Source organism: Aeromonas sp. S8(2024) (assembly GCF_041403085.1).
GTDB lineage: Bacteria > Pseudomonadota > Gammaproteobacteria > Enterobacterales > Aeromonadaceae > Aeromonas > Aeromonas dhakensis.
In genome coordinates this window covers 890,477-914,874 of sequence record NZ_JBGLRF010000002.1, presented here as the reverse complement: position 1 = coordinate 914,874, position 24,398 = coordinate 890,477, and the positions used below count along the sequence as shown (strand labels likewise).

Genomic DNA, 24,398 nt, shown 5'->3' with positions numbered 1-24,398 from the left:
TCGCAAAAATAAAAAACACCAGAGCAATAGCCAATTACTACCCCATTTATCCTCGCGCATCGAGATTTTGTTATGACATTGTAATAATGAAAACAGCCGGGATGTCCAATTGACCTTGCCGAAAAATCCCATTAGTTTGGAGATTCGCCACCTCAGGCGGACGGAACCACAAGAGCCAATCGCAATTTATGCAGTCTGTTGATGACAGCGCGATGCAAGGCCGAGCAAGGGAGAAATGCAATGTCACTATATGATCCAAAGCTGGAGAGGGATAACTGTGGCTTCGGCCTGTTGGCCCACATGGAAGGTGAAGCCAGCCACAAGCTTGTCCGTCTCGCGATGTCAGCATTGGCTCGCATGCAGCACCGCGGCGGTATCTCCGCCGATGGCAAGACCGGCGACGGCTGCGGTCTGTTGCTGCAAAAACCCGACAGCTTCTTTAGAGCGGTCGCCGAAGAGAAGGGATGGCACCTGGGCCGCAACTACGCGGTCGGCATGCTGTTCCTCAACCCCGATCCCATCCTGGCCCAGGCCACGCGCGACATCATCGACGAGGAGCTGGAAAAGGAGACCCTGAGTCTGGTCGGCTGGCGCAAGGTGCCCATCGATACCAATGTACTCGGCTCCATCGCCAAGGCTTCCCTGCCCAGCATCGAACAGGTCTTTGTCAACGCCCCTCCCGGCTGGGTCGACAAGGATCTCGAGCGCCGCCTCTACATCGTGCGCCGCCGCATCGAGAAGCGCATCAGCGATGACTACTTCTATGTGGTCAGCCTCTCCAATCTGGTCACCGTCTATAAAGGGCTGTGCATGCCGGTGGACCTGCCGCGCTTCTATCTGGATCTCGCCGACATCCGCATGCAGGCGGCCATCTGCGTGTTCCACCAGCGCTTCTCCACCAACACCAGCCCGCGCTGGCCGCTGGCGCAGCCGTTCCGCTATCTGGCCCACAACGGCGAGATCAACACCATCGCCGGCAACCGCCAATGGGCCAAAGCGCGCAGCTACAAGTTCGCCACCCCGCTCATTCCGGATCTGCAGGAAGCAGCCCCCTTCGTCAACACCACGGGGTCGGACTCCTCCAGCCTCGACAACATGCTGGATCTCTTCCTGGCCGGCGGCATGGACCTGTTCCGTGCCATGCGCCTGTTGATCCCGCCTGCGTGGCAGAAGCACCCGAACATGGATGACGACCTGCGCGCCTTCTACGACTTCAACTCCATGCACATGGAACCCTGGGATGGCCCGGCCGGCATCGTCATGACCGACGGTCGCTACGCCACCTGCGCGCTCGACAGAAACGGCCTGCGCCCGGCCCGCTACGTCATCACCAAGGACAAGTTCATCACGCTGGCCTCCGAAGTGGGCACCTGGGACTACACCCCGGACGAGGTGCTGGAGAAGGGCCGGGTCGGCCCAGGCGAGCTGTTCGTGGTGGATACCAGCAACGGCAAGATCTGGACCAGCTTCGAGATCGACGACGACCTCAAGAGCCGCCACACCTACAAGCAGTGGATGGACAAGCACTGCAAGCGACTGGTGCCGTTCGAACAGATGGATGACGCCAGCACCGGTGCCCGCGAGTTCTCCGACGATCAGCTGAAAACCTATCAGAAGCTGTTCGGCTACTCCTATGAGGAGCTGGATCAGATCATCCGGGTACTGGGTGAAAACGGCCAGGAAGCGGTGGGCTCCATGGGGGATGACACCCCGATGGCGGTGCTCTCCTCCAGCCAGCGCACCCTGTACGACTACTTCCGCCAGATGTTCGCCCAAGTGACTAACCCGCCCATCGATCCGCTGCGGGAGAACCACGTGATGTCGCTGGCCACCTGTATCGGCCGCGAGCAGAACGTGTTCAACGAGACCTTCGGCCACGCCCACCGGGTGTTGTTCCAGTCGCCTATCCTGCTCTACTCCGACTTCCACCAGCTGTTGGCCCTGGAAGGGGAGCACTATCGCCATCAGGTGATCAGCCTCAACTTCAGACCCGAAGAGGGGCTGGAAGCGGCCATTCTGCGCGTCTGTGAAGAGGCCAAGGCGGCCGCCAAGGCTGGTACCGTGCTGCTGGTGCTCTCGGATCGGGACGTCACTGCCGACACCCTGTCCATCCCGGCCGCCATGGCGGTGGGGGCGGTACAGCGTACCCTGGTGGACAACAACCTGCGCTGCGACGCCAACATCCTGGTGGAGACCGCCAGCGTGCGCGACCCGCACCACTTCTCGGTGTTGCTGGGCTTTGGCGCCACCGCCATCTACCCCTACCTCGCCTACGAGACCCTCGCCAAGCAGGTAGAAGAGGGCGTGCTCAAGATGAGCCTGCGCCAGGCCATGCTCAACTACCGCAACGGCATCAACAAGGGCCTCTACAAGGTGATGTCCAAGATGGGCATCAGCACGGTGGCCAGCTACCGTTGCTCCCAGTTGTTCGAAGCGGTGGGCCTCTCCAAAGCCGTGGTCGAGATGTGTTTTCGCGGCGTATCGAGCCGCATCCAGGGTGCCGATTTTGTCGACATCCAGCAGGATCAGTTCAATCTGGCCCGTCAGGCCTGGCTAGCCCGCAAAGCCCTCACTCAGGGCGGCTTGCTCAAATTCGTCCACGGCGGCGAGTACCACACCTACAACCCGGACGTGGTGCAGACCCTGCAAGTGGCGGTGCGCTCCGGCAACTATGCCGATTACAAGGAGTACGCCCGTCTGGTAAACGAGCGGCCGATCGCTACCCTGCGAGATCTGCTCACCCTCAAGAAGGTCGACAACCCGGTGGCGCTGGAACAGGTGGAGCCTGCGGCCAAGCTGTTCCCCCGCTTCGACTCCGCCGCCATGTCCATCGGCGCGCTGGGCCCGGAGGCCCACGAGGCGCTGGCGGTGGCCATGAACCGCCTCGGCGGTCAGAGCAACTCAGGCGAAGGCGGTGAAGATCCCAAGCGCTTCGGTACCGAGAAGAATTCGCGCATCAAGCAGGTGGCCTCGGGGCGCTTTGGCGTCACCCCCCACTACCTGATGAACGCCGATGTGGTGCAGATCAAAGTGGCCCAGGGCGCCAAGCCCGGCGAAGGGGGCCAGCTGCCCGGTGACAAGGTGACGGCCCAGATCGCCAAGCTGCGTTACTCGGTGCCCGGCGTGACCCTGATCTCGCCGCCGCCCCACCACGACATCTACTCCATCGAGGATCTGGCCCAGCTCATCTTCGACATCAAGCAGATCAACCCGAACTGCCTGGTGTCGGTGAAACTGGTCTCCGAGCCCGGTGTTGGCACCATCGCCTGCGGCGTGGCTAAGGCCTATGCGGACTTCATCACCGTCTCCGGCTACGACGGCGGCACAGGTGCGAGCCCCCTCACCTCGGTCAAGTACGCCGGCTCCCCCTGGGAGTTGGGGCTGGCCGAAACCCAGCAGGCCCTGGTCGCCAACGGCCTGCGCCACAAGGTGCGCCTGCAGGTGGACGGTGGCCTCAAGACGGGTCTGGACATCATCAAGGCGGCCATCCTCGGCGCCGAGAGCTTCGGCTTCGGCACCGGCCCCATGGTGGCGCTCGGCTGCAAATACCTGCGCATCTGTCACCTGAACAACTGCGCCACCGGCGTCGCCACCCAGGATGAGAAGCTGCGCCGCGAGCACTTCACCGGTCTGCCGGAGATGGTGATGAATTACTTCAAGTTCATCGCCGAGGAGACTCGCGAGCTGATGGCCCAGCTTGGTGTCACCCAGCTCACCGACCTCATCGGTCGCACCGACTTGCTGGAGGCCCTGCCCGGCCTCACCGCCCGTCAGGCCAAGCTGGACTTGTCCGGCGTGCTGGCCCGTCCGGTAGCACCGGAAGGCTCCAGCCTGTTCAGCCAGCAGCACAACCCCACCTTCGACAAGGGGCCGCTCAACCTCAAGATGGTGGAAGACCTGCTGGAGGCCGTGGAAAACATGAGTGGCGGCGAGTTCCGCTACGACATCCGCAACACTGACCGCTCGGTGGGGGCGCGCCTCTCCGGCGAGATTGTCAAGCGCCACGGCAACCAGGGGATGGCGGCCGATCCGGTCAAGGTACACTTCAACGGTACCGCCGGCCAAAGCTTCGGCGTCTGGAACGCGGGTGGCCTTGAGATGATCCTCACCGGGGATGCCAACGACTACGTGGGCAAGGGGATGACCGGCGGCAAGCTGGTGATCAAACCCCACGTCGGCGTGGCGTTCAAATCCCACGAGGCGGCCATCATCGGCAACACCTGCCTCTACGGCGCCACCGGCGGCAAGCTCTATGCCGCAGGCACCGCCGGCGAGCGCTTCGCGGTGCGCAACTCAGGGGCCCTCGCGGTAGTCGAGGGGATTGGCGACAACGGCTGTGAATACATGACAGGCGGCATCGTCACCGTGCTCGGCGAGACCGGCGTCAACTTCGCGGCGGGCATGACCGGCGGCTTTGCCTATGTGCTCGACGAGTGCGGCAGCTTCGCCAAGCGCACCAACCCCGAGCTGGTTGAACTGCTGGATGTGGCGGATCTTGCCATCCACCAGGAGCACCTGCGCGGCATCATCACGGCGCACCTCAACGAAACCGGCAGCTCGCGCGCCGAGGAGATCCTGGCCAATTTCGACTCCTATGTGCCCAAGTTCAGGCTGATCAAACCCAAGTCCAGCGACGTCAAGTCCCTGTTGGGCCACACCAGCCGTTCCAGTGCAGAACTCAGAATCCAGGCGCAATAAGGAGGGAACCCTATGAGCCAGAACGTATTCCAGTTTATCGACGTCCAGCGGGTCGACCCGCCCAAGAAGCCGCTCAAGATCCGCAAGATCCAGTTTGTGGAGATCTACGAGTCCTTCAACCAGGCCCAGGTCGGCATGCAGGCGGATCGCTGCCTCGACTGCGGCAACCCCTATTGCGAGTGGAAGTGCCCGGTGCACAACTACATCCCCAACTGGCTGAAACTGGCCAACGAGGGGCGCATCCTGGAGGCGGTGGAACTCTCCCACCAGACCAACAGCCTGCCGGAGGTGTGCGGCCGCGTCTGCCCGCAGGATCGTCTGTGCGAGGGTGCCTGCACCCTCAACGATCGCTTCGGCGCAGTGACCATCGGCAACATCGAAAAATACATCACCGACAAGGCGTTCGAGATGGGCTGGCGCCCTGATCTCTCCAAGGTGGTGAAGACCGGCAAACGGGTCGCCGTCATCGGCGCCGGTCCCGCGGGCCTCGCCTGTGCCGACGTGCTGGCACGCAATGGCGTGACCCCGGTGGTGTTCGACAAGTATCCGGAGATAGGCGGCCTGCTCACCTTCGGCATCCCCTCCTTCAAGCTGGAAAAGGAAGTGATGCAGCGCCGGCGCGAGATCTTCGAGGGGATGGGGGTGGAGTTTCGCCTCGAGACCGAAGTGGGCCGTGACGTCACCTTCGCCGACCTGCTTGGCGAGTTCGATGCGGTTTTCCTCGGGGTCGGCACCTACAAATATATGAAGGGCGGCTTTGCCAACGAAGAGGCGCCGGGGGTTTACGACGCCCTGCCCTACCTCATCTCCAACGCGAACCGCTTGCTGGGCTTCGAGAAGGCGCAAGCCGATTACATCGACTTCGCCGGCAAGCAGGTGGTGGTGCTGGGCGGTGGTGACACCGCCATGGACTGCGTGCGCACCGCCATCCGTCAAGGGGCCGATCGGGTGATCTGCGCCTACCGCCGCGACGCCGAGAACATGCCCGGCTCCAAGCGGGAGGTGAAGAACGCCCAGGAGGAGGGGGTGGAATTTATGTTCAACCTCCAGCCCATCGGCGTGGAGCTGGACGCCCATGGCCGTACCTGCGGCATCAAGGTGGTGAGCACAGAGCTTGGCGCCCCCGATGCCAACGGCCGCCGCAATCCTGTCGTGATCGAAGGTTCCGAGCAGGTGCTGGCTGCCGATGCAGTGGTGATGGCGTTCGGCTTCCAGCCCAACCCCCAGCCCTGGATGGCGGAGTACGGCATCGAGCTCGACGGCCGGGATCGCATCAAGGCGCCGGAGCAGGCCGAGTACGCCTTCCAGACCAGCAACCCCAAGGTGTTTGCCGGTGGCGACGCGGTGCGCGGCTCGGATCTGGTGGTGACCGCCATCTACGAGGGTCGCAAGGCCGCCGAAGGGATCATGGACTATCTGGCCGTATAACCCGCCATCCCTGACCTGTACCAACTAACAAACAGCCCCGCTTATGCGGGGCTGTTGTTTTATGTTTGTCGCAAACCGCGATGCAATACCGGGAACACCCTAGCCAGGTCATGTCGGGGAGGCGCCTGGAGATCATGAAAAAGGGGACATGAGGCAGGCGGCGGGATGGTCACGGCACATCATGAACGACTCCGCTGGCGGTAGCGCGCCAGCGGAGGGGATCAGGCGGGTTGCGGCTCCCGCGGTATGGTGGTGACCCAGTGACGACGCCAGTGCGGCGCCTCGTAGAGATCGGGCCAGAACTCGGTCTGGTGCCAGATGGCATTGCCGCGCACCGTGTGAAAGGTGATGGCGCGTGCCTCCACTTCACCGTCGGTGATCAGCACTTCGGTCACCACTTCCCGCCCCTGCTCCAGCAGGCGGACGACGTCGAAGTTCCAGGGCCCGGCCGCCGGATAGCGCCGGTTGATCTCGACGAAGTTGCTGCGCCCCTCGATCCGTTCCCCCGACTGGGGCCAGTCGCAGATGAAGTCTTCACACAGCCAGCGGGCTGCCTTGGCAAAATCATTGCTCTGCATGGCCTGCCAGTAGGCCTCCACCACCGCTCTTGGTTCCATGGTCTTGTTTTCCATGCCAGCCCTCCTACAGACGCACCACCAGCCACTCCCCCTTGCCCACCGGCACCAGCGAGGTCGCGAAGGCCGGATCCTGCTCCACCTCTGCCATCCACTCGCCCAGCTCCTCCCGATGGGAGACGGCATTGTCCACCACCAGCAGGCCGCGGGGGGCCAGCAGGCGCTGGATCTCGGGCCACCAGGCCTGGTAATGGCGGCGATCGGAGTCGAGGAAGATAAGCTGATAAGCGGCCTTCGGCAGGGTGGGCAGCAGGGTGCCTGCGTCCCCTGCCAGCTGCTCAATCCAGGCGTCGAGCCCGGCGCGCTCAAAGTTGGCGGCCGCCATGGCCCGTTTGCCCTCGTCCAGCTCTATGGTGGTGACCCGGCCCCCCAGCCGTTTCGCCGCTTCAGCCAGCCAGAGGGTGGAGTAGCCGTTGGAGGTGCCTATCTCCAGCACCGCCTGCGCCCCTCTCGTCTGGACCAGCACCGCCAGCAGTTCGCCGGTGTCGCGGGTAATGTTGAGCATCTTGCTGCCACGGGAGTGTTGTGCGCCGTCGTGCCGCTCGCCAAACAGCTCCAGCTCCCGTTTCAGTTGTTCCAGTGCCATGTCTCCTCCTTGACGGTGTAAACGAGTCGGCCCGGTGCATGGCATGGCTGGGCCGACCCCGATGTTCATCATGTGACTGCCTGTTCGTCATCCGGGGGCGTATCCCCCAGCAGGTAGCGAGGGCCGCTGCCAAGGGCGGCGGCCTGATCATCCGGATTGTAAAGTGCGCAGTGCTCGAGGGAGAGGCAGCCACAGCCGACACAGGCACCGAGCTTCTCCTTGAGCTGCTGCAGGGCCGCGATGCGCCGATCGAGCAGCCCCTGCCACTGGCCGGCAATCCCGATCCAGTCGCTGCGATCCGGGGTGCGCCCCTCGGGCAAGCCGGCCAGGGCCTCGCCTATCTCGCCAAGGCTCAGTCCCATGCTCTGCGCCACCCGGATGAAGGCGATGCGACGCAGCACATCCTGCGGATAGAGCCGCTGCCCCCCGTCGCTGCGCACGCTGCGGATCAGCCCCTTCTGCTCGTAAAAGCGCAGGGCGCTGGCCTTGACGCCGGAGCGATTGGCTATCTGGCCGATGGCCAGCCATTTGCGTTCCATCGCCACGCTTGACCTCAAGTTAGCTTTAACTTGCACAATCCTGTCTCCCCTCATGAAAGGAGTCAAATGATTATGCATCATCTTCATCAACTGCTCGATGCCAACCAGGCATTTGCCCTCAATGGTCGCGGCACCACCAACCACTGCCCGATGGCGCTGCACGCCCTGCATGAGATGGGCGCCAGCCCAGTACGGCTGCAGCGTTTCTTTGCCCACTGGCAGGCCAATCATGCCCTGCCGGGGGGTGAGCAACAGCAGGGGGATGAAAAGGAGATGCAGTTTGTCCGGCTGCGTCAGCAGTTGGCAGCACGGCTGGCCGACGAGGGATGGCTGCTCGCCTTTGGCGACCTGTTGGAGCAGGAGCTCTCCCCGGCGGGCGGCGCCTTTCATCCGCTGATCCGCCTGGCCTGCGCGCTGGAAAATGGCCACCTGGGAGAGCAGGCCGCCGCCCTGGCTGCCTGGCAATGCAGCCCCTTGCGGGTGCCGGCCGGGCAGGGAGCACCGGTGCTGGATATCGACGACCTGCTGAGCGTACTGGCGCAGCAGTGGGAAGGGTCGCGCTGGCAGGGCGACTGGATCACCGAGCGACTGCGGCAGGTGACAGATGCGCCGACCTGGGCGGCGAGATTGCCGGGCGGGCTCCCGTCATCCTCGGATCTGCTGGTGCAGCTGGCCGACGCGGCCCTCGCCCTCTACTGGCAGAGCGGCAACTTTACCGTGCTGCACATGGTGACCGGCAGCCGCGCCGCCGCCATCGTCGCCCGCCATTTGCCCGCGTCATGGCAAGGGTGCTGGCAGACCCTGATGTGGCAGGCGGTGGCGGCCGCCTATGTCACGGTCGGCGCGCCGTCACTGCAAAGGCCGGTCTGGCCCGATACCGGCAAGCTGGCGTGGCAGAGCGTGCTGGCCAGCGCGGTGGAGAGCCTCGACGATCACGTGATCAAGCTGGTGCACTGCTGCTGGCGGGAGGGGCTCGCCAGGCCTTTGCTGGCGGAGCGTTATCTGGCGGTGGCCGCCCGTGCAACGGGTCTGCTGGCGCCCCTTAGCAGGCCGGAGCCATCTAAGGGCTGGGCTCCACAGGATGGGGCCGCCCCTAGGAGGCGGGCAGCCGGGTGAAGTGAATGACGGGGCAGCGGGGAGCCACGCCCCGGGTCAGGGTCAGCGGCTGGGCACGGTAACTCAGCCGGTAGCTGCCGGGCCGGGAGAGATCGTAGACCAGGGTCAGGTCCGCGTCGGCCTGACTCTGCTGACCAGCCCCCAGCAGGAAGAAATCCTCGGCGCCCGGGTTGCCCCGTTTGGCCAGCGGGCCCTTGTAGGGCAGCGGCTGTTCATCGAGGGTGAGATCGATGGCATCGGCAAACCAGCCTTCGAACGGCGTGAACCAGCTCAGTACCTCGAGCGGCCCCTCCCCCCGGTTGGTCAGGGTCATCACCAGCGGCAGCGGCTCGTTGACCCGGCTTTGTGCCTTGACCGACAGCTCGCACTGCAGGGGGGCCAGCGCCAGGGTGGTGAGCAAGAGTGTCATCATGGTCGCTCCTTCCTGTGACAAACGACATGGACAAAAAGGGGCCTTGCGGCCCCCGGTCGGCAAATCAGTTTTCGCTCGGCGTGTTTTCGGCGAAGTACTCGTGGTTGTCGGCGTTGTTGAGCGCCTTGACCGGATCCGTCTTCGCCAGGTTGCGGGCATTGGCCTGACCGTAACCCAGATCGTCGGTGCCCGCCACCACATTGAAGTGGCTCAGCTCGTGAACAATGGTACCGGCACGGGAATCGGTCCCGCTGACCGGTGCGGTCCAGAAGCTCTTGCACAGGTAGACCTTGTAAGGCTGATCCGGATAGACATAGGCAAAGTAGCTCTGCTTGCAACCACAGTCGAAGGTGAGCGGCTTGTTGTCGATGGCATCCTTGATCTTGCTGAAGTGGGTCTCGGCCTGATCCCAGCGCGACGCATCATAGGCGCCAAACCAGCTGCGGTAACGCTGGCCATCCGGCTTGTCCACCGCCAGGTAGCTGCTGGAGTTGTTGGTGATGCCGCTGGCAGCATCGAGCGCCGCCAGGATGTCGCTCTTCTGGGTGTTGGTGCAGCGGCCGCTGAAACTGACCGAGGCGGTCACCGCCTGCGGCTCGACCAGGGGAGCCGCCTTGGCCAGCACCCGTTCGTCGCTCACCCCTTCCACCCACAGGGTCACGGCATTGGACTCACTCGCCTGGGCCTGCTTGGCCTTGGCGGCTTTCGCCTCTTGTGGCAGCGTCGGCAGCAGGTAGCGGATGCTGTACTGGCCCTGGGCGCTCATGTCGTAGAGACCGGAGACTTCGGCCTGCACCGTCAGGCTCTGGCCGGCCTTGAGCAGCTGGAAGTCCTTGTCGGTCGGGGCAGCCCGCTTGATCAGGGCCCCCTCGTAGCTGACCTGCTGGCCATCCCGCTCCACCAGGAACAGGGGGGCATCCTCGCTGCCCGGCAGTTGCCATTTGAGCAGGCGAACCGGCTTGTCCCCGGTGTTGGTCAGGGTCAGGTTGACGCGCACGTCGTCGCTGCTGCCATCCACCAGGGTGAGCTTGGCATCGAGCCCGGCGGCGCAGAGCGGAGAGGCCAGCACGCCGGCCAGCAACAGGGCAATGGGAGTCGCTTTCATCATGTTTCCTCATTCATTGAGTGTCGCCTTGTCAGGCGGTTTGCTTCCTTCAAGGCCCTCTTTGGGGCTCAACCACCCTAGAGCAGTTTTTTTCCGCGACCATCCCACCATATGGGTGACGCCCCCCAGGATAGGGGGAACGCCGGGCATCCCTCGCTGCTGCGACAACAATCGCGGCCCCTCCCCCTTGCCCCTCTCTGCATTCTCTGTCCGGTGGATTGCGCCCATAAAAAACCCCGGCACCAGGCCGGGGTCTCAGACAAATGGCACTCACTCTTTGCTGGGGCCCACCAGCAGGGCCAGCGCCGGCAGCGCATTGCCCGGCACCAGCCGGTAGGCCTTGTGGTGCTTGACCAGGGTGGTCTTCTTGTTGCCCTGGCTCAGCAGCAGGCCGTGGGTGAAGGCGCCTTGCGCCAGTCGGGCCTCGTCGCCGCGCACATAGAGGGTGAGCGGCTTGACCAGCTCACCCGCCTCGATATGGCCCTGATATTCGCTGGTACTGATGATGAGGCTAGGCTGACCGCCCGACTGCAGGCGCAGCTTGGCGCTCACCTCGCTGTCGATGATCACTAACCAACCCTCGGCCACGAGCTCGGCCAGCAGGGCCGCCAGCTTGCTCCCCAGCTGCAGCGGTTCGCATGTGGCCCGCTCATACTGGCGAATGATCCGCTCAAGCAGCCCCTTGAGATCGGCGCCGGCCCCCAGGGTGCGGCCCAGCTGCACCCACTCTTTCAAATCCTCCATCACCAGCCGGGAGAAGCGTTTCTCCTTGAGGGATTCCGCCATCCAGCTGCAGAGAAAGTGGCTCTCTTGCGCCGGGGTCCGCTTGCCAGCCTTCTGCTCGGCGGTACGGGCCAGTTCGGCCAGGCTCTGGCTGGCCATCTCGAGCAGGGCCTGATTGTAGGTGGGAGAGGTCATAAGCAATCCTTGAGTTGACCGCGACGAGTCAACACCGATGACAGAGAAGGCAAAGGCGCCAGTGGCGCCTTTGCGGTTCAATAGAGCGTGCGCCCTTATTTAGGCTGACGCGGCTTCTTGGCGGCCGCCAGGCGCTTGAGGCGTTGGCCCTGCAGCTTGGACTCGGCCATGGCCTGGGCGGCGGCGTTGTCTTCACGCTGGGGGCGCTTGCCGAAACGACGACGCTCCTGCAGCTGCTTGATCAGCTCGTCGCGGCTGCTCACCTCGTAGCCCGGCACCATGATGCGGCGGATCTTCTGGCCGATCAGCGCCTCGATCTCCAGCAGGGTGCGCTCTTCTTCACGGCTGACGAAAGAGATGGCCATGCCGCTCTTGCCGGCACGACCGGTACGGCCGATGCGGTGCACATAGTCTTCGGCGAGGAACGGCAGATCATAGTTGACCACGTATTCGAGGTTCGGGATGTCCAGCCCGCGCGCGGCCACTTCGGTGGCCACCAGCACCCGCAGCTTGCCTTCGCTGAACTCGCGCAGGGCGCGGCGGCGGCTGCCCTGGGCCTTGTCGCCGTGCACCACGGCGGACTTGATGCCATCCAGGTTCAGCTCTTCCACCAGCTCGTCGCAGCTCTCGCGGGTGCTGGCGAACACCAGCACCTGCTGCCAGTTCTGCTTGCCGATGAGCTCGGAGAGCAGCTCGCGCTTGCGCTTCTGCTCCACCGGGTAGACGGTGTGGCTGACGGTGTCGGCAGTGGAGTTCTGCTTGTTGACGGCCACCACCTGCGGCTTGTCCAGCATCAGGTTGGCCAGCTTCTTCACCGCCTCGGAGAAGGTGGCGGAGAACAGCAGGTTCTGGCGGGTCTTGTTGACCGCCTGCAGGATCTTCTGCACATCGGCGCTAAAGCCCATGTCGAGGATGCGGTCCGCTTCGTCCAGCACCAGGGTCTCGACCCCGGAGAGGCTCAGGTTGCAGGCGGTGAGGTGTTCGAGCAGACGGCCCGGGGTCGCCACGATAATGTGAGCGCCCGCTTTCAACCGCTTGGCCTGCACGTCCTGCTTGCCGCCACCAACGATGGTGAGGGTGGTGATATCCAGATACTTGGCGAAGTCATTGATGTTGCTCGCCACCTGAGCCGCCAGCTCGCGGGTCGGGGTCAGGATCAGCACCCGGGCGTTGGAAGGCTGCACCGGCGCCGGATTGTCCACCAGTCGCTGCAGGATCGGCAGGGCGAAGGCAGCGGTCTTGCCGGTGCCGGTCTGGGCGCTGGCCAGCAGGTCGCGGCCACGGCGCACGGCCGGGATGGCCTGGCTCTGCACAGGGGTCATCTCCTGATAACCGCACTCTGAGATGGCGCGCAAAATCTCGGGGGCAAAATCGAACGATTCAAATCTCATAATGGGTTCCTGTGTTCCAGCGGGACTGTGGCTGGCCTGGTTGGCTCGGCATGAGCAAGAAGTCGGCTATGACCACCGACGGCTGTGCCTGACATCAAGTCAGAGAGTGGCCGGAAAATGGCGGGCGCGAAGTGTAACAGATAGGCGGCGCAAATTCTGCCTCAAAAACGCCCCTTTTCACGGCGTCCCGGATCGCTCCCCATGGGCCGGGCCGGGCTGGCTCCAGCTTAGCCTCCCCGCCCGTTTCTTACCTGGAAATCGCGCTGAAACAGGCACATGCGGATGGCGGTGCGGTAGTGGCCATCGATGAAGAACTCCTCTTTGAGCTCCCCTTCCGGCTCGAACCCCAGCGCCTGATAGATGTGGATGGCCCGGGCGTTGTCCCGATCGACGATGAGATAGAGCTTGTGCAGGTTGAGCACGTTGAAGGCGTACGTCATCGCCTTTAGGGTTGCGCTCCTGGCATACCCCTTCCCCTGATGGGCGGGGGCGATGATGATCTGGAATTCGGCGCGGCGATGGATGCTGCGAATGTCCACCAGCTCCACCAGCCCCACCTGGCTGCCTGCCACCTCGAGGATGAAGCGGCGCTCATGCTGGTCGTGGATGTGCTTGTCATAGAGCTGGGCCAGCTCCATGTAAGCCTCGTAAGGCTCCTCGAACCAGTAGCGCATGATGCTGGCGTTGTTGTTGAGCTGATGAACGAACTTGAGATCCTCGCGCTCGAGGGGACGAAGGGTCAGGGTGTCGGGGGATGACATAAGGTACCTGCTTGCAGATTGGAAGGGCGCCGGCCAGCCAAAGGGGGCGGCGCCATGACATGAAGAGGGGGAGAAACGGGGGCAAGGCCCCTGCCCCCTTAGCGGATGCGGTTGGTCGGTCGCTTGAGCAGACGGATGGCGATGGCCGCCATGGCGATAACGAAGAGGCCGAGGGAGGTCACCAGCAGGCACTTGGTCAGCAGCTCGTGGTGCTGGGCGAACACCGGGGTCGCCATCACGAACTTGCCCACCAGGCTCAATACCAGGGCCCAGAGGAAGGCGCTGGCGAAGCTGGCGATCATCACCCGTGGCAGATGCAGACGCGAGACCCCCATCAGCATGGGCGTCAACACCCGCACGAATGGCACGAAGCGGGAGGAGAACATGGCCCAGAAGCCGTAGTTGTGCAGCAGGCGCGAGGCTCGCGGCAGGCTGCCATCCGGGATCATTCGCTCCACGTGGCCCATGAAGGAGGTGCCGTGCAGCGCCTGGCCCTGCACGTAGGCGATGAGGCTGCCAAGCCCGGCGGCAAGCGGCATGTAGAGCAGCGTCACCTCGGGGCCGAGCACCCCCATGCCCACCAAGCCGCCGGCCAGCAGCACCAGGCTGTCGCCGGGCAGGGGCAGGAACACGAAACTCGATTCGAGAAACAGGATCACCACCAGGCAGGTGACGAGCAGACCCACGGCCTGCATCTGGATCAATTGGTCAAAGTCCTGTTGCCATATGGCAAGCAGCATCTCCTGCATCTGGTGACTCCCATCAACTTCATGAGGTGGCCCGACGGCCTCCGGTGCGGCAGACCCTCCCCTGTCGCCAACCCCTCTCTTCCCTGAGGGTGGCCCGTTATACACCCGGCCAAGTGAACAAGAAATTAATACAGGTCACGGATAGGCGAGATAATCGGCTGCGGGCCCTAAAAAAATGAGGCCCGCATCTGTCGTGCGGGCCCCGGCCATCCAGCCACTCAGCTGTATTTGAGCCGCTGCAGCTTGGTGAGGGTGAGCAGGGTCTGGGCCGAGAGATCGCACACCGACAGCACGAAGGCGAGCTCGTCCGGGTGCCAGACCTCTTCCAGCCGGGCCCGCTCGGCGATGATGAAACCGAGCAGCTCATCCCCGTGCTTGAGGGGCGCCATCAGAATGGTGCCAGAGAGCCCCTCCAGCCCGAGCTGGGCCAGCATGGCGCCAAAGCGGGTCAGATCGTAGGGCTCGCGCAGGATGAGGCAGGGCTCGTGCTCGGGCTTGGAGGATTCGTAGCGCCCCTGGATCAGCGCATAGGGCAGGTGAAACCCCTGCTGATGGTGGAGCTTGGGCAGGAAGAAGAGATCCTGGCAGTACATGGATTGCCTGTCTTCGGCGCTGAACCAGACGCTGGCCCGCACCGCCCCGGTGCCGGCGCAGATCGCCTCGTTGATGTGACGGGCGGCCTGGCCCGGATCCTCGCCGGTCAGCAGATCGCTCTTGGCCAGGTGAATGAGGGCGCCGTGCTGCAGCTTCTGGCGGGCTTCGCTGTCGGCCTGCTGCTGGCGCAGGCTGTCGAGATGATCGAGCATCCGGTTGCAGTCGACGGCCACCTGGGAGATCTCGTCACTGCCCTCCACCAGCAGGCGGCGCACCGCGCCGTCCTCGCCGATGAGCCGCAGATTGGCACTCAACCGCTGCAGGCGGGCGGCGATATAGCCGTTGAGGATCAGCAGCACCAGGCCGCCAAACAGCAGTACCCCCAGGCTCAGCAGCCAGAAGATGCGCCGCTCGACAGCCTTGCCCTCCAGCATCAGATCCCGCGGCAGGGTGAAGCGAAAGATCAGGGGGTCTTCCTCTCGCAGGGTATCGATCTGGGCCAGGGTGAGCAGCCGCTCCTCCTGCGGCAGGATCAGGCTGTCATTGGCCCTGAGCCTGGCCAGGGTGGTGACCCCCAGGCTGGTGGCCAGCTGCTGCGGACTGAGAAACGAGAGCGACAGATTAGTGCGCTTTTGCAGCTGATGAACCAGTCGGGTGTTGAAAGCCTTGAGCAGCAGCAGGGTGCCGCGGCTCGGCCCCTCCCCCTCGCTGGTCAGGATCTGGGTGGCGGCCAGCAGGTAGTAGCGCTCCCCGTCAAACCAGATGCCGCCATTGGGCTTGAGGCTGCCGTAGCGCACCAGATAGTCGGTGAGCGGCGCGAGCTCGTCCGGTGTCTGCGCCAGCAGCTTGCCGCCGTGATAGGCAAAGGCCACCTGCGGCTGCTTGTCGGCGTCATAAAGAGCCACCAGATCCACCGCCAGGGTCTCGAAGGTGCGGGCGTTGAGGTTGGCCGCCAGATAGGCGGGATCACGGCTCGCCATGTAGGCGTAGGTGTCATCCCACTCGGACCAGTCCTGCCCCAGTATGGTGAGCTGATCCAGTTCGGCCTGCACCACGGCCCTGACCCGCTCGCGGTTGCGCTCCACACTCAGGCGCTCCAGCTCGCCAAACTTGTTGCCCACCACATAATGGAGGCCGACATAGCCGACCCCCAGCAACAGCAGCAGCGTCAGCACTATGGTCAGCGTAATCTTGCGGCTGATCTTCATCTTTACCCACACTCCCGAACAGGTGACCCATTGAGTTTAATGGATTTTGCCTCGCCATCCGCCTTGTGTGCGAAAAACCTCGCCAAGGTGCTCAGCCCTTCGCCACGGGGAGAAAACGTCGCCTGGAAAGGTTCATTCGACTCGGCATATGAGCTGCCAAGCCAGCCAAAAATCGCTACAGTGTATCCGTGCCTCAGCGCAAGAGGCGTCACGGAGCCCGCCATGCTCATACCACTCGTTCACCCGCTGCGCAGCGCCCTGCTGCTCACCCCGCTGCTTGGCCTCGGCCAGCCGGCCATGGCCGAGGATGAGTCGCGGGTGCAACAGCGCGCCAATGCGGTGGTCTCCCTGATGACCTTTACCGTGGTGCCCGACATCACCGCCAGCAACATCAACATCGGCAGCGGCACCAATCAATCCTCGGCCCTCAACATGACCCAGGTCGGCGGCGGCGCCACCATGAGCGAGAGCGTGCCGGTTTATCTGGAAGGGACCCTGGGATTCAGCCGCTACGATCCCCAGTTCGTGATCAGCAACGGCAGCGAGAGCCGCACCCTCCCCACCAAGTGGAACAGCCTGACGGCCACCGGCGGGATCGGCTGGGACATAGGGCTGCACCGGGACAGACACGGCGGCAACCTGGTGCTGCGCCCCATCGGCAACGTGACCCTCGGCACGGTGGCGAGCGATCTGCGCATCGGCAACTGGCTGCTGGGCCAGTACACCGGCAAGAACCTCGACTTTCTCGATGGCGGCCGGCTCGACGTCTATGGCCTCGGCGGCGCCATGATGCTGGACTACGAGCTCTTCTCCCCCGCTCAGGACATCGACGCCGAGCTGCGCTACTCCTATCAGCACCTGCAGAGTTTTGGCGGCACCGCCGCCAGCGTGACCGGCCAGGCCAACGCCGAAAACCTCGGCCTCTATCTGCGCCGCCGCGCCCCCATCGGCAGTCTGACGCTGCTGGGCAAACCCGTGCGCTACGTGCTGGAGGGGGCTCGCACCGAATACCTGGGCGAGCAGCGCGGCCTGCTCGGCTTCAACTCCCTCAACTCACTCGGCCTCGGGCTGGAGCTCGACAGCAGCAAGTACGATATCTTCGTCACCCGCACCCGGCTGGTGGCCCGTTATATGTTCAGCCACAACACCAGCGGCTACGGTGTCGGGCTGGCGATGAGCTTCTAGGCCAACCCCTGCATTTATTTGCCTGCGCCGCTGGCTTCGCAATGGGTTCAGTCTCCACGGCGACAGCATCGGGCTGGCGATGCACCTCCAGGCCCCCCCCCCGCACTTATTTGCCTGCGCCGCTGGCTCAGGGCGTTGTGCCGCCTTCCTCGTCAAAGGTGGCGGCCAGGGACACCAAATAGACCGTCATGCCCCGCTGGCTATCAGACACACCGCCTATCACTTTTGCCGGCCCCGGAGAGAGGAAGACCTGGTTGCTGAGCTCGCGCCGCTCGCCACTCTTGCCCAGCTGCAAGATGGTGATGTGGTAGACACCCGCGTCCTGACTGTCGCGTGTCACCTTCACCCGCTCCCCCTCTCTTTCGAACTGCCACACGGGGCCACCCTGGGCAGGGATCTCGATGTAACGGCTTTGCGCTGACAGTGGCTGCACGGTCAATTCCGTCGCACTCGCGGCAGAGCCAGCGAGCAGCAGGCTAAAGAGTATGGCGTTTGTCATGATGACTTCCTTCCCGGTTCATATGGTATTGCCGTGGCACAAGGTAAACGGGTTGTCAGCAGGCAACCCGATCTTGCTTTACAAAAAGGTGGCAATCCTAACCAGTTTTCATCGCATAGCACAGGGGGCCTCCCTCAACGCGGCTCCCTACGCCAGGCTGTCACGACCAACCGCTTGATCCCGCTCGCACTTTTTCATCATTGAGTGATTTAACATTGCCAGATGACCCTGTATAAAAAGAGAACGCCCTTGTCTGCTGCACCAACCATGGATATCAGGGGCTCCCCAGACGGAAGAGATCGACAAGGACATCACCATGGCCAAGTTCCTCAATACCAGTGCAACCAATTACTTTCTTGAAGAACTGATCAAGGACGCCAAGGAGCGACTGATCCTGATCAGTCCCTTCCTCAAGCTCAATGCACGGAATGCAGATCCGGCGCCGGCTTGCCACAACACGGTACTGATGACCAGCAAATGGGGAGATACCAAGGGCAATAGTTTCTGGGGCTGTCCTAGCTATCAACAATACCGCAACCGGCTCCCTATTAAGAACTAAACATCGAACTAAAGGACACTTACTCCTGAGCGGATCACCAAATTCACATATTTAAATAAGGATGTTATATGCCAGAGTTAGCTATCTCAGATTTCACTAATATTGCTGTTGCAACTGGCTCACCTAAACACACAAAACTTAAGCAGATTGCACTAAGAGGGGATTATGCACACTATAAAGATTACTACTTGCAACTTAGAACAGCTATAAAGTCACTTTTTAGCCAAAAGAGACATGTTTCGTACCTGATCGAAATATCACGAAAGCAAAAAGACTCCAGTAAAAAAATAAAATTTGAACGCCTAGCTCATAATTTTATTAAGTGGCAGTCAGGTAAGAACATTGATGTATATGCATCATTGCGAGAGTCCTTTGTTTTTAATAGCACAACTATCCATTGCAATCCCGAGCTGAGCGCATTGATAAATGGCGTCCGAACTCATGTCAAGCTCCATTTTACCGAGAAGCAAAGAATGACCAAAGAGCGAGCTGACTATATCTGCTATTTAATGCATGAAGCAATTCAAGAGGTTGGTGCAGAATATATAGTTCTTGATCTGCATTCCGGCCAAGAGTTCAGACTTACCTCTGACAGAGACAGAATGGAGGAGAAAGTGTGTCGGGAAATATTATGGATTGAGCAGAACTGGCCGATTTAACTTTTAGAGGATTATTCATGAAGTGCGCACTAATTTATGATTTTGATGGAACCTTAGCGGAAGGTGATTGTGCCCAGCATGGGGTTATGCCCGAATTAGAGATAACTGATATACCTGAATTTTGGGCCAGCGTAAAACGTAGGGCAATGTACGATGACGGCGATGAAATATTGACCTACCTTGGTATGCTAGCAGAGAGGGCTAACATGCTTCAATCTGATGTCCTTAGTACAGAAAAACTAATGACGCATGGACAATCAATTCCTTTATTTAGTGGCGTTGATTCATGGTTCGATAGAATTAACAGCTTTGCTGAAAGTATTGACCTAGAACTGGAGCATTACATCATATCAAGTGGCCTTGATGCAATGATTAGAGGAACATGTATTGGAGACAAATTTCGTGATATATATGCTTGCAAATATCACTACTCTGAAAATCAGCGCTACGCAACGTGGCCCGCACAAGCGATTAACTATACAACCAAAACACAATTCTTATTTAGAATAAACAAAGGAATTCATAATTCATGGGATAATGGGGAAGTAAATAAATTCATTGAACTTCAAGATAGAGACATACCATTTCAGAGAATGATATATCTTGGTGATGGCGACACAGATATTCCATCTATGAAAATGGTGAGGTATCAAGGTGGCAGGTCTATTGCTGTCTTTGACAACAAAAAATGGTCTCTAAAATCAACTCAAGATAAAGTAGAAAAGCTAATATCCGAAGAAAGAGCTGATTATGTCGTCCCTGCTCTGTATGATGAAGGCAGTCACCTAGACGTAACAGTAAAAGGCTTATTGAGGCTATTTAAAAGAAAGGGATAGTTCTTAACTATAAACAAAGGCGGCCAATTGGCCGCCTTTGTTGTTGAAAGGTATCAACGGATCGTCGCCATCTTCTGCACGCAGCGCTGCTCGCGTTCATCCACCCGCTTGGCAAACCAGGCGGTGGTGAGGTTGCGGGTGATCTTGGGGCTTTTCAGCTGGATGCCGGGCAGGATGGCGCGCGGCAGCCGTTTGCCCGCCTGCTTGTCGGCCAGGGTGAAGACCCTGTGATAGAGGTCGCTCTGGCCAAATTCGGCAGTATCGCCGAGCTTGAGGCTCTGGTGGATGGCCTGCTTGCTCATGCTGAGCTGGCTGGCGATGGCATGAACCGCGAGCTCTGTCTTGCCCGGCAGATCGGAGTCATAGCGAATGAGATCCCCGTCCAGCGCCAGGGTCTTGCCGCTCAGCCGGCTCACTGCGGCCTGGAAGGCGGCATTGCGGCTCGCGTACCAGCCCGCATTGAAGTCGGCGAAGCGATAGAGGGTGTCGGGGTAGTCGGCCGGGTAGCCGAAGATGTGCTTGGTGCCAAACCAGATGCCACCGCGGCGGGTGAACACCTCGTGGCGAATGGAATCCTTGACCGGATAGGGGTAGCCGCGGGTGTTGGCCTCGGCAAAGGCGACGCTCACCTGCATGGGGCCGCCGGTACGCACCGGGTTCATGTTGCCAAAGAGCTGCTTGCCCATCGGCACCTCCCCGATCATGTCTTCAAAGATCTCGCTCATCTCCCGCTCGGTACGCAACTTGTCGATGCGCTCGGCGTAGGTTTTGCCGGTGGGGGATTTGATGGAGAGCGCGGTGCGCACCACAAACTCAGGGATCAGCAGCTTGCCGGCGCGGGCATTGATCTCCTTCCAGGCGATCTTGCCAAGACCCGGCACCACGGGGTCGGCCTGGTAGGTGGCCTCCTGCTCCGCCACCGCCAGCACGGTACAGACGTTGTGATCGCTCACCGTCAGCCCCTGACTGGTGAGCGCCGTCACCACGTCGTTGGCCCAGCCCGGCTTGTCCACCACATTGCGCGGCAAGAAGGTGACGATGCGGCTCTTCATGTCGGCCGGCTTTTGCGGCTGCATCGCCTTGGGAATGGGACGCCCCGCCGGGGTCACCGAGGTCGACGGCGTGGCCGGTGCAGGCGGCTCGCTGGCACAACCGGCGAGCAGCAAGGTGACGAGCAGCGGCAACCCGCGCACGACCACAGAAGGAGAGAATAGAGACATGATCATCAAGGCATCCGGTACAGAGACTGTGCCCGACCTGTATCAGTCGAGCAAATGGTCGCTCATTGTAGAGGATTGATCCACAAGGCTAAAGCCTGATGGCCGCGGCGTTCTATTGTGCCTGACAGCCCCTGCCGTCATCCCCTCGCAAACCAGGATGACAAAGGCCCATTGATAAGCTTTTATCGAGAGTGATTTACATTTAGAATGCCGCCGCCCGGACGCTCACGGTATAGACCCCATGGACAGACTGACCCTTCTCTTTGACCCCGTGCAGCGGTGGCTGATCACGCCGCTCTGGCACTGCCTCACCGGATTGCTCGATTTCAATGGGCGCCTGGGTGTCCCCTTCTTGCTGATCTCGGGCACGATCGCCTACCTGCTCTATCGCTATCGACGCCGCCAGGGAGATCCCGGCGCCCGCAGCTTTGCCGGTTTTCTCGGGGGGCGGGCCGTCTGGCTGCACCCCTCGGCTCTGCTCGACTACCAATACTATCTGGTGCGGGCGCTGCTCCATGTGGCGCTGATCCTGCCGATCCTGGCCCTGCTCCACCCCTGGCTGCTGCAGGCTGAGGATGTCCAGTCTGCCCTGACCCGGCTGTGGGGGGAGCGTCCCCGGCTGGCCGAGGCGAGCTGGCTGATGATGCTCTACGGTCTGGGCGTCTTTCTCATCAGCGATCTGGTGCATTACTGGCTGCACCGCGCCTTCCACAGTCGCTGGCTCTGGGAGTTTCACAAGGTACACCACAGCGCGACCGTCATGGTGCCGCCGACAGCGAGCCGCATCCATCTGGTGGAGAAGCTGTGCGAGATGCTGGCCAAGGGGAGCTGTCTTGCCCTCTACGCCGGCGCCTTCCACTGGCTGTGTGGCGGCACAGTGCGCCCCTACACCCTGTTCGGGGTGAGCTACCTGGTGCTGCTGTTTAACTCCCTGGCTGCCAACCTGCGCCACACCCATGTCTGGCTCTCGTTTGGCCCGCGGCTCGAACATGTCTTCAACAGCCCGGCCCAGCACCAGATCCACCACAGCCGTGATCCCCGCCACTTCAACCACAACTTCGGCACCAACCTCTCGCTCTGGGACTGGTGGTTCGGCACCCTCTATGTGACCAACAGCCAACCCGAGCCACTCTCTTTCGGGGTCGGTCCCAGGGACAACGAGCGCTACAGCCACCTGAGCGCGCTCATCCTGCGCCCCTTCCTGGTCACCGCACTCAAGCTGTGGCGCATCCTGCCGCGCCCGCGCGGGCGTAATGCGATGGCCGATTGAGCCTGGCAGCCATAAAAAACGCCACCTTGCAGTGGCGTTTTTTATTGGCGAAGAAGCGTGCTGGATCAGGCGCTCTGGCGCAGCGCCTCTATCTGGGCGGCGCCATTGATCACCGCCTGCAGGGAGGCGCTGACCACATCGCGGCCGATGGCCACCCCGCAGGTGCGGGTCCCGTCGACGCTCAGCAGCACGTAGGCCGCCGCGCGGGACTCGGTACCGGCGCTTAAGGCATGCTCGGAGTAATCCAGCACGTCGATGTGCATCCCGGTCTGGCGCTGCCAGCCGTTGACCAGGGCCGTGATGGCCCCCTCCCCTTCACCGCTCAGCTGCAGCGAGCCGGTCGGGGTCTGCAGCTCGAGGCGCAAACTCTCCTGGCTGTCGCGACCGAGCTGGAAGCGACCGATGCGATAGCCATGGGCGGGTTCGAGATAGTGGCGCTCGAACAGGGTGCGGATCTGCTCCGGGCTGATTTCGCTGCTGCTGGCCTCAGCCTCGGCCTGAACCCGGCGGCTGAAGTCAATTTGCAGCCAGCGCGGCAACTGCAGACCAAGGTCGCGCTCCAGCAGGTAGGTGACCCCGCCCTTGCCGGACTGGCTGTTGATGCGGATCACCGCCTCGTAACTGCGACCGAGATCGGCAGGATCGATGGGCAGGTAAGCCACGTCCCAGTAGTGATCCGGTTTTTCTGCCGCCAGGGATTTGCGGATGGCATCCTGGTGGCTGCCGGAAAACGCGGTGTAGACCAGCTCGCCGGCATAGGGATGGCGCGGGTGCAGGGCAATCTGGGTACAGGCCCCCACGGTGGCGACGATGGCATCCATGTCGGAGAGGTTGAGCTCGGGGTCGATCCCCTGGCTGTAGAGGTTCATGGCCATGGTGACGATGTCCATGTTGCCGGTGCGCTCGCCGTTGCCGAGCAGGGTGCCCTCGATGCGATCCGCCCCCGCCAGCACCGCCAGCTCAGCGGCGGCCACCCCGCAGCCCCGATCGTTGTGGGTGTGGATGGAGATGCTCACCTCGGGTCGCGCCTTCAAATTGCGGCAGAACCACTCCACCTGATCCGCAAACACGTTGGGGGTGCTCACCTCCACCGTGGCGGGCAGATTCAGGATCATGGGGCGGGCTGCGCTGCGCCACTCATCGATAACGGCGTCACACACCTCGACGGCAAACTCCACCTCGGTGCTGCTGAAGCTCTCCGGCGAGTACTGAAAGCTCCACTCGGCGCCCGGATTGCGGGCCGCATACTCCCGCACCCAGCGCGCCCCCTGCACGGCGATGGCCTTGACCCCGTCGCGACCTGTGTTGAACACATAGTTGCGCTGGGTCGGGTTGACCGAGTTGTAGACATGGACGATGGCCCGCTTGGCCCCCTTGAGGGCCTCGAAGGTACGGGCAATCAGATCTTCGCGCGCCTGTACCAGCACCTGGATGGTGACGTCATCGGGGATGAGGTTGCGGTCGATAAGCTCGCGCACGAAGTCGAAATCGGGCTGGGAGGCTGCCGGGAAGCCCACCTCGATGTGCTTGAAGCCGATGTGCACCATCAGCGCCCACATCTGCAGCTTCTGCGCCACCGTCATCGGCTCGACCAGCGCCTGGTTGCCGTCGCGCAGGTCCACGGCGCACCAGAGCGGCGCCCGCTCCAGCACCCGGTTGGGCCACTGGCGATCCGCCAGATTGATGACGGGGGCACGGCGGTATTTGCGATGATCGAAGCTCATATTCTGATTCCCTTGGCTGATAGACGAACGGCTGACTGGCGGCTGACAGAGGGACGAAGAGAGGGAAGCGGGGCGGCGCGGTAATGCCGGCCCTGACGAGTCGCGAGGCGGTAACCCCACGCCCGGTATCCTGTGGCCCTTCCCGGTAAGAAGGGTCGGCCGCACAACCCGATAAGGCTGCGGGCCCGATCTGTTCGCCCCTGCATCGGCAGGCGCAGACGATCTGATCCGTTGACTCCTGTGACGAGAACCCAGTATAGAGAGGCGACGCGGGTGAGAGATTGCAAAGAGCGCTGTCAAATACAT

Annotated in this window: 21 protein-coding genes; 8 read left to right on the top strand and 13 right to left on the bottom strand. The window is 62.0% G+C overall.

Annotated elements, in window-relative coordinates; translation table 11 throughout:
* The first annotated feature begins 240 nt into the window (after positions 1-240).
* Together gltB and ACB031_RS08810 are read left to right on the top strand one after the other, a co-directional pair.
* Positions 241-4,698: a glutamate synthase large subunit gene (gene gltB / locus ACB031_RS08815; protein WP_371139397.1), complete on the top strand. Its 4,458-nt coding sequence runs from the start codon at positions 241-243 to the stop codon at positions 4,696-4,698.
* Between the two features lie 12 nt (positions 4,699-4,710).
* The gene (locus tag ACB031_RS08810; protein WP_019840289.1) at positions 4,711-6,126 is read left to right on the top strand and encodes an FAD-dependent oxidoreductase; all 1,416 of its coding nucleotides are present in this window, start codon (positions 4,711-4,713) and stop codon (positions 6,124-6,126) included.
* 221 nt (positions 6,127-6,347) lie between these two features.
* Here ACB031_RS08810 and ACB031_RS08805 read toward each other — a convergent pair whose 3' ends face one another.
* The 3 genes from ACB031_RS08805 to soxR all read right to left on the bottom strand — a co-directional run bounded on the left by ACB031_RS08805 (position 6,348) and on the right by soxR (position 7,886).
* Entirely contained in the window at positions 6,348-6,758 is a 411-nt protein-coding gene (locus tag ACB031_RS08805; protein ID WP_017766677.1) for a nuclear transport factor 2 family protein, read from the bottom strand.
* Positions 6,759-6,768: 10 nt separating this feature from the next.
* Positions 6,769-7,347 (bottom strand): O-methyltransferase, encoded by a 579-nt coding sequence (locus ACB031_RS08800; protein ID WP_371139396.1) that lies wholly within the window; start codon positions 7,345-7,347, stop codon positions 6,769-6,771.
* Between the two features lie 68 nt (positions 7,348-7,415).
* Positions 7,416-7,886, bottom strand: a complete 471-nt coding sequence (gene soxR / locus ACB031_RS08795; RefSeq protein WP_371139395.1) for a redox-sensitive transcriptional activator SoxR — start codon at positions 7,884-7,886, stop codon at positions 7,416-7,418.
* Positions 7,887-7,952: 66 nt separating this feature from the next.
* Here soxR and ACB031_RS08790 point away from each other — a divergent pair, with 66 nt between their 5' ends.
* Positions 7,953-9,002 carry a hypothetical protein gene (locus ACB031_RS08790; RefSeq protein WP_371139394.1) on the top strand — a complete coding sequence of 350 codons (1,050 nt, stop codon included), beginning with the start codon at positions 7,953-7,955 and terminating at the stop codon, positions 9,000-9,002.
* Here the strand turns inward: ACB031_RS08790 and ACB031_RS08785 are convergent.
* From ACB031_RS08785 to ACB031_RS08755, 7 genes are all read right to left on the bottom strand, one after another.
* The gene (locus ACB031_RS08785; protein WP_005302566.1) at positions 8,980-9,414 is read right to left on the bottom strand and encodes a hypothetical protein; all 435 of its coding nucleotides are present in this window, start codon (positions 9,412-9,414) and stop codon (positions 8,980-8,982) included. The genes ACB031_RS08790 and ACB031_RS08785 overlap by 23 nt on opposite strands.
* Positions 9,415-9,478: 64 nt before the next feature.
* A complete protein-coding gene (locus tag ACB031_RS08780; RefSeq protein ID WP_019840285.1) occupies positions 9,479-10,522 on the bottom strand; it encodes a M35 family metallo-endopeptidase in 1,044 nt (347 codons plus the stop codon).
* 267 nt (positions 10,523-10,789) lie between these two features.
* Entirely contained in the window at positions 10,790-11,437 is a 648-nt protein-coding gene (locus ACB031_RS08775; RefSeq protein ID WP_371139393.1) for a DUF2913 family protein, read from the bottom strand.
* 95 nt (positions 11,438-11,532) lie between these two features.
* Entirely contained in the window at positions 11,533-12,828 is a 1,296-nt protein-coding gene (locus ACB031_RS08770; protein ID WP_005302574.1) for a DEAD/DEAH box helicase, read from the bottom strand.
* 227 nt (positions 12,829-13,055) lie between these two features.
* The gene (gene speG, locus ACB031_RS08765) at positions 13,056-13,589 is read right to left on the bottom strand and encodes a spermidine N1-acetyltransferase (protein ID WP_017783097.1); all 534 of its coding nucleotides are present in this window, start codon (positions 13,587-13,589) and stop codon (positions 13,056-13,058) included.
* 98 nt (positions 13,590-13,687) lie between these two features.
* Complete coding sequence (locus tag ACB031_RS08760) at positions 13,688-14,338, bottom strand: DedA family protein (protein ID WP_010633561.1); 651 nt, start codon at positions 14,336-14,338, stop codon at positions 13,688-13,690.
* A gap of 218 nt (positions 14,339-14,556) precedes the next feature.
* Complete coding sequence (locus tag ACB031_RS08755; RefSeq protein ID WP_017785940.1) at positions 14,557-16,140, bottom strand: CHASE4 domain-containing protein; 1,584 nt, start codon at positions 16,138-16,140, stop codon at positions 14,557-14,559.
* Positions 16,141-16,362: 222 nt separating this feature from the next.
* Here ACB031_RS08755 and ACB031_RS08750 point away from each other — a divergent pair, with 222 nt between their 5' ends.
* Complete coding sequence (locus ACB031_RS08750; protein WP_371139392.1) at positions 16,363-17,325, top strand: hypothetical protein; 963 nt, start codon at positions 16,363-16,365, stop codon at positions 17,323-17,325.
* Positions 17,326-17,452: 127 nt separating this feature from the next.
* On the opposite strand, the gene ACB031_RS08745 is transcribed toward ACB031_RS08750, so the two are convergent.
* Positions 17,453-17,824: a hypothetical protein gene (locus ACB031_RS08745; protein ID WP_017780757.1), complete on the bottom strand. Its 372-nt coding sequence runs from the start codon at positions 17,822-17,824 to the stop codon at positions 17,453-17,455.
* Between the two features lie 316 nt (positions 17,825-18,140).
* Here ACB031_RS08745 and ACB031_RS08740 point away from each other — a divergent pair, with 316 nt between their 5' ends.
* The 3 genes from ACB031_RS08740 (at position 18,141) to ACB031_RS08730 (ending at position 19,878) form a co-directional block, all read left to right on the top strand.
* Positions 18,141-18,383: a hypothetical protein gene (locus ACB031_RS08740; RefSeq protein ID WP_124250718.1), complete on the top strand. Its 243-nt coding sequence runs from the start codon at positions 18,141-18,143 to the stop codon at positions 18,381-18,383.
* A 68-nt stretch (positions 18,384-18,451) separates the two neighbouring features.
* Positions 18,452-19,042: a hypothetical protein gene (locus ACB031_RS08735; protein ID WP_371139391.1), complete on the top strand. Its 591-nt coding sequence runs from the start codon at positions 18,452-18,454 to the stop codon at positions 19,040-19,042.
* Between the two features lie 17 nt (positions 19,043-19,059).
* A complete protein-coding gene (locus tag ACB031_RS08730) occupies positions 19,060-19,878 on the top strand; it encodes a haloacid dehalogenase-like hydrolase (RefSeq protein ID WP_124250716.1) in 819 nt (272 codons plus the stop codon).
* Between the two features lie 53 nt (positions 19,879-19,931).
* On the opposite strand, the gene ACB031_RS08725 is transcribed toward ACB031_RS08730, so the two are convergent.
* A complete protein-coding gene (locus ACB031_RS08725) occupies positions 19,932-21,104 on the bottom strand; it encodes a DUF1615 domain-containing protein (protein WP_371139390.1) in 1,173 nt (390 codons plus the stop codon).
* A gap of 235 nt (positions 21,105-21,339) precedes the next feature.
* Between ACB031_RS08725 and ACB031_RS08720 the strand changes: the two genes are divergently transcribed.
* Positions 21,340-22,368 carry a sterol desaturase family protein gene (locus ACB031_RS08720; RefSeq protein ID WP_371139389.1) on the top strand — a complete coding sequence of 343 codons (1,029 nt, stop codon included), beginning with the start codon at positions 21,340-21,342 and terminating at the stop codon, positions 22,366-22,368.
* Between the two features lie 65 nt (positions 22,369-22,433).
* Here the strand turns inward: ACB031_RS08720 and leuA are convergent, their stop codons facing one another.
* The gene (leuA, locus tag ACB031_RS08715) at positions 22,434-24,092 is read right to left on the bottom strand and encodes a 2-isopropylmalate synthase (protein WP_371139388.1); all 1,659 of its coding nucleotides are present in this window, start codon (positions 24,090-24,092) and stop codon (positions 22,434-22,436) included.
* Positions 24,093-24,398: the final 306 nt, after the last annotated feature.